The organism is Mucilaginibacter endophyticus (assembly GCF_003351025.1).
Lineage (GTDB): Bacteria > Bacteroidota > Bacteroidia > Sphingobacteriales > Sphingobacteriaceae > Mucilaginibacter > Mucilaginibacter endophyticus.
The window spans coordinates 377,064-390,237 of the sequence record NZ_QPCG01000005.1 but is presented as its reverse complement, the minus strand read 5'-3'; the positions used below and the strand labels follow the sequence as shown (position 1 = coordinate 390,237).

Below are 13,174 nucleotides of genomic sequence, written 5' to 3'. Positions count from 1 at the left end.
CACATATATTTTAAATAAACGTTTATTTGTTGCAGATATGAAGATCACGTTCCTTACTGTTGGCAAAACTGAGGATGCCTACCTGAAAGAAGGCATAGATAAATATGTAAAACGGCTAAAACATTATACCAAACTGGAGCTTGCCGAAATCCCCGAGCTTAAGAACACCAAAGCCCTCAGTCCCGAACAGCAAAAAGCCAAAGAAGCCGAGCTGATCCTCAAAAAAATCACTCCGCTTGATTTTGTGATCCTGATGGATGAAAAAGGTTCAGAGTTTACCTCAACCCAGTTTGCAGCTTATATCAACAAAAAGGAAGTTACCACATCGGCCAATTTGATATTCATTATAGGCGGCCCCTATGGGTTCGATAATTCCGTTTATCAGCGGGCTAACGACAAGATCTCCCTTTCGCGCATGACGTTTTCGCACCAGATGGTACGCCTGTTTTTTGTGGAGCAATTGTACAGGGCATATACTATTATGAAGGGTGAGCCTTATCATCATGAGTGATTAGAACCATGATTTTAGGGATTTAAGGATTACCCTGATAATTTATACTCATAACCAAATTCATGAAATCCTAAAATCAAGTTAATCAAGGTTCAGAACATGAACAACAAATGAATCTGCACATCTAAAATCTGCACATCTGCACATTTTCCCTACCTTTGCTAAATGTCAGCAGGTCACGATCATTCACACTCACATTCGCACGGGCATGGGCACCATCACCATGATCACGCCCCTAAGCTCGATCATTTAAATTCGGCTTTTATTTGGGGTATTGTGCTCAACTCAGTGTTTGTTGTGGTTGAGGCCATTACAGGCTTTATTACGCATTCGCTGTCCCTGCTAACAGATGCAGGCCATAACCTGAGCGATGTAGCTTCGCTTGCGCTGGCCCTGCTTGCTTTTAAACTCACCAAAGTAAGCGCCAACAGTAAATACACCTACGGCTATAAACGGTCAACCATCATTGTATCCTTCTTTAACGCCGTAATACTGTTTGTTGCCGTTGGCTTTATTATTTATGAAGCCATTATCCGTTTCATGAACCCCGAAGTGGTATCAGGCGGAACAATGGCCTGGGTTGCTTTTATAGGTATTGCTATTAATGCCTTTACTGCATGGTTGTTTGTTAAAGATAAAGATACCGACCTCAATATTAAAGGCGCTTACCTGCACATGGCTGTTGATGCCATTGTGTCTTTAGGAGTGGTGATATCAGGTCTTATCATATACTTTACCAAACTGTACTGGATTGATAGCGTGGTGAGCCTTATAATAGGTATTGTGATATTGCGCGGAACCTGGAGCCTGCTTATTGCCAGTTTGCGTTTGGAAATGGACGGCGTACCAGCCGAAATGGACCTGGATAAGATCAAAGCTGAACTTAAAAAAGCTAAAGGCGTAGTTGATGTACACCACATGCACGTTTGGGCGCTCAGCACCACCGAAAACGCGCTCACCGCCCACCTCGTGATCAAACCCGAGTCGATGGCCGATTTTGATAATATCAAGCACGACCTGCGTCACCGGTTGGAGCATCTGGATATCAGCCACAGCACCTTTGAACCCGAATTTTCGGAAGAGGAATGCAAACAGCCGGAGTGTTTGTAGACGTTACTTGAATTGATTTATCTATATTTATAGAGATATGGTCAATTTACAGATAAACAAAGCCAAGGCCTTAAAAATTATTTCCATTATTACATTTATCGAGCTCATAATATCGGTTGCTTGGCCTATTGAAATCATTTCCACGCATCCTGTAGGATTGGGAGTATTTGTTGTAATACCCATTTTCGCGATAGCTTTTATTTATTACGCCATCTTCATTATTTTTCTATCAAGATATTCAAAAAAAGCGGCCGACGATCAAAATATAGGGACGGTTATTTTTTTTAATGTATTGCCGGTTATCGCGGCCATCTTATTTTTATAAAGAGCATATTTTGTCTTACAGCAATCTTATTTTATACAAAGTATAGGGCCTTTATCCTTTATATAAAACAAGATCAATATCTTTCTTAAAATCCCTGATTTTCTTATTTTTATGGTGAAACTATCGCCTGAAGATGAGCAAAGCCCAAACGCTAAAAGTACTTTCCTTTATCACCATTCTTGAAATAGCCGGAATGGTAGCGTGGCCGGTTATATTGGGATGGGGCCAGCTTATAGGCCCGGCCGGAAAATTACTCTTTACAATTTTTCTTCTTCCGTTCTTCTACTATATCGCTTTCCTCATATATCTTCCACGTTACGCAAAAAGAGAAAAGGAGGATCAAAATATCGGTCTGATAATATTTTTAAATGTAATACCCATTATTGGGCTGCTTTATGTTTTGGATGTATTTTGATTGAGATAAGTAATACCCCGGTTTAAAATAAAAACGATGAACTAAAGAAATTTAGCATGGACGTTCAAGAACAAATCAAAGCGTATGTCGCTGGTCAGCCCGAACCAAAACGTACTGACATGCAAACTTTACACATGCGCATATTAGAGCTGCTGCCAGGCTGCAAATTATGGTTTTTAGACGGCAGGGACAGCGAGAATAAAGTTGTTAGTAACCCCAATATCGGGTACGGATCATACAACATAAAATATGCCGACGGTACAACCAAAGAGTTTTATCAAATTGGCATCAGCGCAAACACAACCGGTATCTCCGTTTATGTCCTCGGCATTAAGGACAAGACTTACTTGGCCCAAACCTACGGGAAAGAAATTGGTAAGGCCAGCGTAACCGGATATTGCATTAAGTTTAAAGCGCTGAAAGATATAAATATGAATATACTTGAAGCCGCGATACTTTATGGTGTTGGGGTAACCGGCGGGAGCTAAATTTCAAAAACAAGACGCTATCCAAAAACAACTTACAAACGTTTATTTAATAATTCTTGCTACCTTAAAGGCGATTATTTAACCTCTTATGAAATCAACCAGAAGAAAATTTATAACCACAACAGCGGTACTGGCAGCCGGAACAGTTACCGCATCGGCAATATCACTGAAAGAGCAAAAAGAAGAATGGCCAATAATTCACCATGTATTTTTCTGGCTTAAAAACCCAGGATCGGTTGAAGACCGTGATAAACTGGTGGCAGGTGTAAAAACCCTTGCCAAAATTGAAACCGTGCGCAAACTGCGTGTTGGTATTGTAGCCAGTACCGAAAAACGTGACGTGGTTGATAATTCATGGGCGGTATCCGAGCTAATGTTTTTCAGTGACCTGGCCGGGCAGGCAACTTATCAAACCCACCCTATCCACCTGGAGTTTATCAAAAACTGTAGTCACCTTTGGGAAAAGGTAATTGTTTATGATGCGCAGGATGCATAGCTTTTAACAAAAGCTTAATCAAGTTCCTGCAAACCAATCATTAATGTTGGAGTTAACAAATACAGTTAACCAAAACATTAAATGACATGAAAGTTAAACACCTGGCAATTTGCCTCGCTATTTCAAGCTTCACATTACATTTAAGCGCCGCCGTTAATCCAAAAAACGGAGGCGCCAATCACAAATCAACAACCGTCGCTCCTACTGTTGAAGGATGGTATTTCAGGGCGGTAAGTGGTTATCCTGCCGCCATAGCCTTTGAACCTGTTGTATTATTTAAAAACGGCGAATATTTTGATATAGGCGATGAACCTCTTGAAACGCTGGATGTAGCAGCATCCAAAAGCAGTCGCCCAAAGGCTTGGGGAACCTGGAAAAAAAACGGTGCAACATTCCTTCTCATCAACAACGAGGGTAAAAGCCACGATTACAAATTAGGTGCAGGCAACTGGTTCCCGGCATATGCCTACACAGGCGCCGTTAAACTAAAAAAGGGCTATGAAAAAGTAAGCGGCGGCGATTATGGCAATGGTACCAACGCACTCGTGATAAAAAAGATAAGCTTTATTGACGATACCCATTTTGCCGAAGGATCAAATGGTGGCGTTATGACGCCGGGTGCTACTGCCTGGAAAAAAACAGGATTTAAAGGCGGCACCTATAAAGTTTACGGTAATACAATCGAACTCAATTACGGCAGCAAGGTTATCAAAAAATCATTCGCCTTTGGGGCTACAGGTTCACCCGCGCACCCAACCAATACCATGATATTTATTGGGGGAGATGCTTATACCGATACAGAGTAAAAGAAGAAAATCTTTGTAAATAAAAAAAGCCGATTATTCGGCTTTTTTTGTGGCTTTTTTAGCTTTTGCTTTTGGAGCAGCAGGTTCGGCTTCCGGTTCAGCAGTTACTGTTTCGGCAACCGGCTCTTCTGCAACCGGGGCTGGCGCTTGGGTTGGATCGGCCTCTTCAAAAATTGGAAGCGGTTTTAATATCTGGAACCAGGCTATTACCTTTTTAATATCAGATGAGTAAACTTTCTCTTCATCATGATCTGGTGCTACTTCGTAAAAGAAGGTACGCAATGCTTTGCCGTCGGCTTTAACATCAGGTACGTTTGATGCTGATTTCATGCGCTCAAGTACATCAGTTAACCTGATATCATCTTCAACGCCAAAAATAGTGATCTCGCTTAAGGCAGCTAATTTAGCTGTAGAAAGGTTGGCTATCAGCTTTGTTTTTTGCGCGTCTAAACTTTCCAGCACATAACCGGTTTTGTTTTGCGCCAAAGCTTTCCATAAACCTGGTTTTCCTGATACTGATACAATTCCCTGTAAATTCATATATTTTTTGTTAGTCGGATTGACGAAGCGGATGATTTACCTTGATAACAGCTAAATCATCCGCCCTGTCAACTATTCACTTAGTCTTCTATAACTTCGATGGTTAAAATCTTATCTCCCTGGCGAATAGCGTCAACTACCTCAACGTTTTCAATCACTTTACCAAAAACGGTGTGGTTACGGTCAAGGTGAGCAGTGTTGTCACGGCTGTGGCAAATGAAAAACTGCGAACCACCTGTGTTGCGGCCAGCATGAGCCATTGAAAGCACGCCACGGTCATGGTATTGGTTGTTGCCAGTAAGCTCGCAATCAATTTTGTAGCCAGGACCACCTGCACCGGTACCGGTTGGGTCGCCACCCTGAATCACAAAATTAGGGATAACACGGTGAAATATCACGTTATCATAAAAGTTTGATTTTGCTAATTTTTTAAAGTTAGCAACGGTATTAGGGGCATCCTGATCGTAAAATTCTACGGTCATGTCGCCTTTTTCGGTTTTGATTATTGCTTTGCTCATTTTTTTGTTTTTTTAGAAAACAGTTGGCAAAGGTAATAAAATTGAGGATTAAAGAAAAAGGTTAAAACTGAAAGGTTAAAGGCGAAAGGTTAATGAAATTAAGGCTATTGCATAGTCCGAGGTTCAGTATGTTCCTGCTATCATGAGCTAATTCCCCGTAGGGGATACCTGTTTGTAGCAAAATAACAACAACAGTCTTTTGCCTCGTAGAGGCTACCCCTGCAATTTGGATTAGGGTAGCACCTAACGGCGCAAATGATTCTGAAATATGATGTCCTACAAACAGGTAGCGCCTACGGCGCATGCATGGGTGATGCCTCGTAATTTACCAGGGCGTAAACGTCATGATAAAAGTCTTCTCTTTGGGCGAATACGTAATCTCGCCCTTTCTTTTTGAGTCAAACATCTTGATCTCCGAAATGGGCTTTTTATAATCTTTCCCTAATTCGGCCAGCTGGGCAAAAAACCAGTCGATCCCTTCCTGGTCGCCCAGCGTGTTAGCAAACCAAGCCAGTTTTTGCAGTTCGACCAGGTTTACTTTTTCATCAGCAGTAAAAACGTAGGTCCACTTAGCTATCATCAGCTCGTCGGGCTTGCCAATTAACTGTGCCTGGCTTCCGTTGGCATCAATAGCAACATAATTAGGTAGCAGACTAATATCCGTATCGCGTTTAAAAACAAGACTGCTATCAGCCTGCATTAGCTTTTTAATTAACACTTCGCGATTAAGGCGCATTCCCGGATTGCCGCTTTGGGCCTTTGCAGATAAGCAGGATATCGATACGACAACTGCAAGGAAAACATTTCTGATAATAACAGATAAACTCATTTAAGGCCAGGATTAATGCCGCTATAAAACTAAAACAACATAGCCGATGCCCGAAGCCCTGATGTGTTAAAAATGGTTAAAATACATTAGCCGTTTATTCGTTACATTTGATAACCCGGCAATAATAAATCAACAAGGATTGTGAATAAATCATCAGGCTATAACTTTTCAACTCATACATTCCGTCTTTTACTCACAAAGCTCAAGTTCCTTTTGCCTTTCGCCTTTTACCTTTTACCTTTTACGGTAAAGGCTGCCTCTATATTAATCCCGATGGATGATGAGCAAAAAGATCATCTCAAATCATACGGTATAGCCTTTTGGGTGCTCAAAAACGGCGAGGAGGTTGACTGGCTGCTCAACTACCGCGGCGGTAGTTTCATGATGAAATACGGGCCTAAGGTCGAGGAAGAGTGTAAGATCCGCGGGGTAAGCTATGAGGTTATTGCCGATGCTAAAGCCAATGAAATCATAACCGAAGTAAGCGACCCTTCAGTAAATATGGATCTGGTTAAACTGGAGAAAGCGCCGCGAATGGCAGTCTATTCCCCTAAAAACAAACTGCCCTGGGATGATGCCGTTACCCTGGTTTTGAAATACGCCGAAATTCCGTACGACCTGGTTTACGACGAAGAAGTGATCCACGGCGAACTGCCCAAGTACGACTGGCTGCACCTGCACCACGAAGACTTTACCGGCCAGTACAGCAAGTTTTACGGTGCTTTCCGTTATGCACAATGGTATACCGACGATATCAAGATCCAGGAGGCCATGGCCCATAAACTGGGCTTCGGCAAAGTATCCAAAATGAAACTGGCTGTAGCACAAAACATCCGAGACTTTTGCGCAGGCGGTGGTTTCCTGTTTGCCATGTGCTCTGGTACCGATACTTTTGATATCGCACTATCCGCCGCAAATACCGATATCTGCGAACGTATGTTTGACGGTGACGCCGCCGATCAGGACGCGCAATCAAAACTCGACTTTAGTCAAACTTTCGCCTTTCAGAATTTTACGCTGGATATGAACCCCATTTCGCATTCATTCAGCAATATTGATGTAACTACCACCCGACAAGTTGACCGTACACGTGATTTCTTTACGCTGTTTGATTTTTCGGCCAAATGGGATGTGGTGCCCAGTATGCTTACGCAAGATCATGACAAAGTGATTAAAGGCTTTATGGGCTTAACCACAGCCTACAACAAAAGTATGCTTAAGCCCGGCGTTACCATCATGGGCGAAATGAAAACCGCCAACGAAGCCCGCTACATCCACGGTGAATACGGCAAAGGTCAATGGACCTTTTACGGTGGTCACGACCCTGAAGATTATCAGCATGCCGTAAACGACCCACCGACAGATCTTAAGCTACACCCCAATTCTCCCGGCTACAGGCTGATCTTAAACAACGTGCTTTTCCCGGCTGCAAAGAAGAAAAAACAGAAAACGTGATTATTGAAGCTTATTCCTAAAAACATGTTATTGTGAGCGAAAGCGTGGCAATCGCACGGAGGCAGAGTCGCTTATACTCGCGCTCGTTTGTAACGAGTGCGTAACTGGGCTTGCGTTTATAACGCAACCGGCGATACAATCGCCAAACCATATTAAGCATTCGTTACAAACGAGCGCAAGAGCAAAAAATGACATGATTTTATTACGACATCAAACAAAAAATCCCGGCCAAACAATGACCGGGATTTTCAAATATTAAAAAGCTTTTCGCTTTCGGCTTTCCGCCTTAAGCACTAAGCTAACTTAGCCAATTCTTCTGCCATGGCAGCACCAATTTCAGCTGGCGACTCAACTACGCGGATACCGCACTCGGCCATGATCTTCATTTTAGCAGCAGCAGTATCATCGGCACCGCCAACAATAGCACCTGCGTGGCCCATACGACGGCCCGGAGGCGCTGTTTGACCTGCGATGAAACCTACAACCGGTTTAGTACCGTTTGCTTTGATCCAGCGTGCAGCATCAGCTTCCATGTTTCCACCAATTTCACCAATCATGATGATACCATGAGTATCCGGATCGTTCATTAACAACTCAACAGCTTCTTTGGTTGGCGTACCAATGATAGGGTCGCCACCGATACCGATAGCTGTAGTGATACCCAAACCGGCTTTAACAACCTGGTCAACCGCTTCGTAAGTTAAAGTACCTGATTTTGAAACCACACCAACATTACCTTTTTTGAAGATAAAGCCTGGCATGATACCAATTTTGCTTTCATCAGCAGTGATGATACCCGGGCAGTTAGGGCCAATCAGGCGCGCATCCTTATCTGATAAATATTCTTTAACCGCAATCATATCCTTTGTAGGGATACCTTCGGTAATACAAACAATAACCTTAATGCCGGCTTCGGCAGCTTCCATAATGGCATCAGCGCCAAAAGCAGGAGGTACAAAAATGATGGATACATCAGCACCGGTTGCAACTACAGCATCTTTAACTGTGTTAAATACCGGCCTGTCCAAATGGCTTTGGCCACCTTTACCTGGTGTAACACCACCAACTAACTGAGTTCCATAAGCAATCATTTGCTCGGCATGGTATGAACCCTCTTTACCGGTGAAACCTTGTACAATAACTTTTGAATCTTTATTTACGAGTACACTCATTGGTTTTTTCGTTTTAGTACGGCAAAGCTAAAGTTTTTGCCCGAATGTCAAACCCTATTGTAATCTAAATTTATATGTTAACATAAAAGTGACTTTGGTGAATACCGGGCTATTATATCGTTAGGCGGGTCTACAGGGGAATATATGTTTAGGAGGTTGTATTTTCTTGTGATAAAGAGTGTTTATTCTGTAACCTAAAGAAGAAACTGCCTGCTGAAACCTACCTACTGCAAATCGATAACAAGGGCGTTACCTCCGGCCGGGCTATCCGCTCATACTGCACAGGCTTTAATCACAGGCCGGTATCCGCTGCTATCCCTAACGCAGTTGTCAGAATCAGAATTTTCAGAATTTAAGAATTAACAGAATATTTGTCTGAACCGGAATTCATGATTTGCCGGAATGCTCNATAACAAGGGCGTTACCTCCGGCCGGGCTATCCGCTCATACTGCACAGGCTTTAATCACAGGCCGGTATCCGCTGCTATCCCTAACGCAGTTGTCAGAATCAGAATTTTCAGAATTTAAGAATTAACAGAATATTTGTCTGAACCGGAATTCATGATTTGCCGGAATGCTCAGCAAATTCAATAAATTCCAATAATTCGTTTAATTCGAGTTCAGACAAAAATCCCAGGGAAACAAAAAAATCCATTAAATCCCGGTTCAGACAAAATCCGAACTCAAAGATTCGCAAAACGCTATTTTTTAACCATTGTGAATTCTATTACAGAAATCAGAACAACAACCAGCCACGTAGTAAAAAATATTATCGCTGCCTTTTTTAGCTTCAGCTTATTACCTGAAACGCCTGGAATAAAATTGACTAACGTAAACGCTAAGCCCACTAAACCAATTGTAACCTTCAAAATGGTGTACATATTTTATATCGTCATAATTACTCGATAACTCCCCCTTTAGGGGGTTGGGGGGTAAACTCTCCCTCACTCTTCGCTATCACAATGGTAGCCACGCCATTGCCTATTACATTGGTAATAGCCCGCGCTTCTGACATAAACCTGTCAACACCGATCAGTATCGCCAAACCTTCAACCGGGATTATTTTGATGGCGGTAAGCGTACTGGTGAGTACAATAAAGCCACTGCCGGTAACGCCTGCTGCTCCTTTTGAGGTGATCATCAGTATCCCGATTATGGTTAGCTCCTGGCCTAAAGAAAGCGGGATATTAAATACTTGCGCCAAAAATATCACGCACATGGAAAGGTAAATAGTAGTACCATCCAAATTAAAAGAATACCCGGTAGGGATCACCAAACCCACTACCGATTTGGAACATCCAAACTTTTCCATCTTCTCCATCATAGCTGGTAATGCCGACTCGGACGAGGATGTGCCCAATACAATCAATATCTCCTGCCTGATGTATTTAAGATACTCCCAAAGACTGAATTTGAACAGCCTGCAAATAATATTCAATATCACAAATATGAACAGGAACATGGTCAGGTAAACCGAGCCCATCAGCAGGGCCAGCGGCTTCAGTGTTTGGATGCCGTATTTGCTCACCGTAAAAGCCATCCCAGCAAAGGCGCCTATTGGTGCTACCTTCATCACTATTTTCATGATGTTAAAAAACACTTTCGAGAGCTTGTCAAACAATTGGATTACGGTTTGCCCGGTTTCACCCATTTTACTCAGGCCAAAACCAAACAATATGGCAAAAAACAGGATCTGCAAAATATCGCCTTTGGCAAAAGCGTCAAACATATTTGAAGGGACTATATGTGCTATAAAATCGCCCCAATGCATTTCGGCAGCGGCTTTTTCGTATACCGCTAATTTGGTGGTGTCCATTTTGGCGGCATGGTTTTCAAACCCGGCACCCGGCTTAATGACATTGGCCACCGTTACGCCTATGATAAGCGCGAAGGTGGTCACAATCTCAAAATAAAGCAATGCCTTACCACCTACCCGGCCAACCTTTTTCATATCGCTCATACCGGCAATGCCCAGTACAATGGTTAAAAATATGATAGGGGCAATCAGCATGGTAATAAGACTGATAAATGTCTTGCTGATCAGATCGGCAGTGGGTGCAAAACCTTTGACATAAAGACCGGCAACAACCCCAAGGGCGATAGCGATAAGAACCTGGAAAGTTAAGTTTGATAAGAGGCGTTTCATGGTTTATCTCCCGACAACCTAAAGGGGTAGCTACGGGTTAGTGCAGCAATATAGCAAGTTAATTTTCGCCCACAAAAAAGCCCCGTACCGAAAAACCGGCACAGGGCATGAACTTATTTGGCTGAAAGGTCTTTTTTATTAAGCCGGTGTTGATGTACCGGTTAACAAATCAACTAAGAATGTCTTGTTAAGGAAAGTAAGTTTAGCTTTGTGGTTACCCAGGAACGTGATAGTACCACTGTAATCCCAGCCGCCACCATTTGTTTTGCCTTCCGAATGGAAGGTTGCGGTACCGCTGGTGATATCAAAGTTATCGTCACCGTGTATATAAAGTTTGCTGAACACATAAGTGTTGTGAACCCTGCTGAAAGTTTTGTACCTCGGGTATTCATTATCGGCATAGGCTTTCATAGGGCCTTCCATCGAGAAATTGGAATTATTGGTGTTAACGCCCCTTACCTTGTATTTTTGAACGATGTTATACACGTAAGAGAAACCAGGCCCACTGCCTACGGTATTTAACGAATCAATTGAATCATAACCAACAGTTTTGTCATTCTCGCATACAAAGTAGTATTGAACGCCGCCGGTTTTAGTTGCCTTTAAGGTATCACCCTGGTTAAATACATAGTTCAGGGCGGTATCTACATAAAAACCGCAACTATAGGTACTTTGTACTTTAACTTTAGATGATGAATTAATTGAAGGGGCAACGCCATCTTTAACGCTGGAACCACCAAATGAACCCGCTAATGATTTTGCAAGGTTATCTGCAATTGCGGAGCTGGCTACGTTATCGCTTGCTTTTACATTTGAAGTATCGGGTTTTACAGCTCCTGATTTAGTACAGGCAGAATAAAGAACAGCCACACCTGCCAGGAAAGGGAGTAAGCCGCGTAGATTTAATTTCATAAATGTGATATAAGATTTAAGTTTAGAGCCTTTTCGCTCTATTTTGGCAACAAGCATACCATTGCCAAAATAACTTTTGCAAAACACCACATTTTATGCTTTCATCCTGATTATCTGAACAAAGCGAAAATAAACTCAGCTTTACAAGCTCTTATAGCATTTTAAAATAAAGCCATTCTTATCTAAATTCCCCGCTTTGAGGAATAAAAACGGGGAACTAATTCCCCAGTCCGGCAATCACTAAAAACTATGCCACCTTATTTCTAAATGGGGCTTTTAATACCGATAGAAAAGTACTGCACATAAAAAAGCCCCGCTTCCTATTCAAAGAAGCAGGGCTTTTCTATTTTTTACTGGATTAGTTTACTTCGCCGGTCATCAGGTCGGCGGTATAAACTGTACCTTCAATAGTGATCTTAGCTTTATGGCCACCTAAAAAGGTTATGGTTCCTTTATAATTCCAGGTGTTTTTGCCGATATTACCTTTACTTGCAAAGGTGGCACTACCGCTTAAAATAAAATCAGGGTCTTTGTTAGGATCAACAACAATTGATTTAAAATTATAATTAAACGTACCTTCAACATTTGGATTGTCGGTTGTTGGCTTGGTATAATCAACTTTAGCGTAATAATTCACCGGGCCATCAAATGAATATTGCGCGTGTGCAACACCCGGATTAAGGCTTCTCAGCGTCAGGTTTTCGCCCATTTTTAAAAGCAACTTATATTCGCCGCTTACCATAGTCATGTTTAAGCTATCGTTAGCAGTAACACCCGATGGAATGCCGTTAGTGCAGGTAAGCTCGTACTTAACCTTAGCCCAGATGTCAAGCTTAGAGGTATCGCTTTCATCTAAATTAAGCGAAATGGTGGTATCTTTTTTAGCACCACACTCGGGTTTTGGATCAACCGATTGTACTTTGATCTTCCCTTTTTTGTTCAGGGTAAGGTCGGTTGGCATGCTTAAGCCATTCTTAAAATCAAAGCCGCCATTTTCAGGATTAAAAATACCAACAAGGCTTTGTGCAATTTGCACGCTGGCTTCTTTTTTACTTACGGTACTTTGATTGGCAGGCGCCATATTAAGCTTATGGCACGAGGTGTAAATGGCAATAATGCCGGCAAGCAGCAATACTATAACTTTGTAGTTGTGTTTCATGTTTAGGATTTTACGGGTGCAAATTTAACTTATTATCAATTAATTAAAGAAATTTTGAAAATATTTAAGGGTAGAAGGGTTATAATCTCGTTTACATCCGCTTGTACGAAATGGTAGTGCAAAAGGTTAGGTAGTGTTGTGGAGTGCAATACCGGCAAAATACATAATTGTGCAAATCATCGCGCATATCTACTCACCCCGACATCGCTACGCTTGTCACCCCTCTCCACGCAAGCGTAAAGAGGGCGGTTTTGTTTTTTATTTTCTTTTCCCTCTTTGCGGCGAAGCCGGA

14 protein-coding genes are annotated in these 13,174 nt (G+C 42.2%); 7 read left to right on the top strand and 7 right to left on the bottom strand.

Translation table 11 applies throughout. The features are described 5' to 3' along the window. Positions 1 to 37 precede the first annotated feature (37 nt). The 6 genes from rlmH (at position 38) to DUL71_RS21860 (ending at position 4,151) form a co-directional block, all read left to right on the top strand. Positions 38 to 511: a 23S rRNA (pseudouridine(1915)-N(3))-methyltransferase RlmH gene (gene rlmH, locus DUL71_RS21890; RefSeq protein WP_110585913.1), complete on the top strand. Its 474-nt coding sequence runs from the start codon at positions 38 to 40 to the stop codon at positions 509 to 511. 165 nt (positions 512 to 676) lie between these two features. Then, the gene (locus DUL71_RS21885; protein WP_114940043.1) at positions 677 to 1,621 is read left to right on the top strand and encodes a cation diffusion facilitator family transporter; all 945 of its coding nucleotides are present in this window, start codon (positions 677 to 679) and stop codon (positions 1,619 to 1,621) included. A 458-nt stretch (positions 1,622 to 2,079) separates the two neighbouring features. After that, the gene (locus DUL71_RS21875) at positions 2,080 to 2,361 is read left to right on the top strand and encodes a hypothetical protein (RefSeq protein ID WP_114940041.1); all 282 of its coding nucleotides are present in this window, start codon (positions 2,080 to 2,082) and stop codon (positions 2,359 to 2,361) included. Positions 2,362 to 2,417: 56 nt separating this feature from the next. After that, complete coding sequence (locus DUL71_RS21870; protein WP_114940040.1) at positions 2,418 to 2,849, top strand: DUF1801 domain-containing protein; 432 nt, start codon at positions 2,418 to 2,420, stop codon at positions 2,847 to 2,849. Positions 2,850 to 2,937: 88 nt separating this feature from the next. After that, positions 2,938 to 3,345 carry a Dabb family protein gene (locus DUL71_RS21865; protein ID WP_114940039.1) on the top strand — a complete coding sequence of 136 codons (408 nt, stop codon included), beginning with the start codon at positions 2,938 to 2,940 and terminating at the stop codon, positions 3,343 to 3,345. 86 nt (positions 3,346 to 3,431) lie between these two features. Then, positions 3,432 to 4,151, top strand: a complete 720-nt coding sequence (locus DUL71_RS21860; RefSeq protein ID WP_114940038.1) for a hypothetical protein — start codon at positions 3,432 to 3,434, stop codon at positions 4,149 to 4,151. 33 nt (positions 4,152 to 4,184) lie between these two features. Here the strand turns inward: DUL71_RS21860 and DUL71_RS21855 are convergent, their stop codons facing one another. The 3 genes from DUL71_RS21855 to DUL71_RS21845 all read right to left on the bottom strand — a co-directional run bounded on the left by DUL71_RS21855 (position 4,185) and on the right by DUL71_RS21845 (position 6,038). Then, the gene (locus DUL71_RS21855; protein ID WP_114940037.1) at positions 4,185 to 4,691 is read right to left on the bottom strand and encodes a DUF5606 family protein; all 507 of its coding nucleotides are present in this window, start codon (positions 4,689 to 4,691) and stop codon (positions 4,185 to 4,187) included. An 80-nt stretch (positions 4,692 to 4,771) separates the two neighbouring features. Continuing rightward, entirely contained in the window at positions 4,772 to 5,209 is a 438-nt protein-coding gene (locus tag DUL71_RS21850; protein WP_112575798.1) for a peptidylprolyl isomerase, read from the bottom strand. 325 nt (positions 5,210 to 5,534) lie between these two features. Continuing rightward, positions 5,535 to 6,038: a hypothetical protein gene (locus DUL71_RS21845; RefSeq protein WP_114940036.1), complete on the bottom strand. Its 504-nt coding sequence runs from the start codon at positions 6,036 to 6,038 to the stop codon at positions 5,535 to 5,537. A gap of 273 nt (positions 6,039 to 6,311) precedes the next feature. Between DUL71_RS21845 and DUL71_RS21840 the strand changes: the two genes are divergently transcribed. Then, complete coding sequence (locus DUL71_RS21840; protein WP_114940221.1) at positions 6,312 to 7,493, top strand: asparagine synthetase B; 1,182 nt, start codon at positions 6,312 to 6,314, stop codon at positions 7,491 to 7,493. Between the two features lie 293 nt (positions 7,494 to 7,786). On the opposite strand, the gene sucD is transcribed toward DUL71_RS21840, so the two are convergent. The 4 genes from sucD to DUL71_RS21815 all read right to left on the bottom strand — a co-directional run bounded on the left by sucD (position 7,787) and on the right by DUL71_RS21815 (position 12,882). After that, positions 7,787 to 8,665, bottom strand: coding sequence for a succinate--CoA ligase subunit alpha (gene sucD / locus DUL71_RS21835; protein ID WP_091218750.1), 879 nt, complete (start codon positions 8,663 to 8,665; stop codon positions 7,787 to 7,789). A gap of 898 nt (positions 8,666 to 9,563) precedes the next feature. Continuing rightward, positions 9,564 to 10,811, bottom strand: coding sequence for a dicarboxylate/amino acid:cation symporter (locus DUL71_RS21825; RefSeq protein ID WP_114940034.1), 1,248 nt, complete (start codon positions 10,809 to 10,811; stop codon positions 9,564 to 9,566). A 138-nt stretch (positions 10,812 to 10,949) separates the two neighbouring features. Then, complete coding sequence (locus DUL71_RS21820) at positions 10,950 to 11,723, bottom strand: hypothetical protein (protein ID WP_146750098.1); 774 nt, start codon at positions 11,721 to 11,723, stop codon at positions 10,950 to 10,952. Between the two features lie 358 nt (positions 11,724 to 12,081). Beyond that, on the bottom strand, positions 12,082 to 12,882 hold the full coding sequence (locus DUL71_RS21815; RefSeq protein WP_114940033.1) for a hypothetical protein: 801 nt from the start codon (positions 12,880 to 12,882) through the stop codon (positions 12,082 to 12,084). Positions 12,883 to 13,174 lie beyond the last annotated feature (292 nt).